Origin of the sequence: Bacillus sp. Nf3 (assembly GCF_003028545.1) — a bacterium.
GTDB lineage: Bacteria > Bacillota > Bacilli > Bacillales > Bacillaceae > Bacillus > Bacillus safensis.
Map to the genome: position 1 here is coordinate 1 of NZ_PYUA01000099.1, position 539 is coordinate 539.

General features: G+C 66.0%; 1 protein-coding gene. It reads left to right on the forward strand.

Annotated features, from left to right (window positions below; translation table 11 throughout):
* Positions 1–539, forward strand: a 539-nt coding sequence (locus C9414_RS21035) for a zinc-binding dehydrogenase (protein WP_142398086.1), incomplete at both ends; no start/stop codon positions are given.

Sequence of the window (539 nt, forward strand, 5' to 3'; positions counted from 1 at the left end):
CGGCGAGTGCCTGTTCTGCAAGAGCGGCAAGACCAACCTGTGCGTGGCCGTGCGCGCCACCCAGGGCAAGGGCGTGATGCCCGATGGCACCAGCCGCTTCAGCTACAACGGCGAGCCGCTGTACCACTACATGGGCTGCTCGACCTTCAGCGAGTACACCGTGGTGGCCGAAGTGTCGCTGGCCAAGATCAATCCGGACGCCAACCCGGAGCACGTCTGCCTGCTCGGCTGCGGCGTCACCACCGGCATCGGCGCGGTGCACAACACCGCCAAGGTGCAGGAAGGCGACAGCGTGGCCGTGTTCGGCCTCGGCGGCATCGGCCTGGCCGTGATCCAGGGCGCGCGCCAGGCCAAGGCCGGCCGCATCATCGCGGTGGACACCAACCCGTCCAAGTTCGAACTGGCGCGCGAATTCGGTGCCACCGACTGCATCAACCCGAAGGACTTCGACAAGCCGATCCAGCAGGTCATCGTGGAAATGACCACCTGGGGCGTAGACCACAGCTTCGAGTGCATCGGCAACGTCAACGTGATGCGCG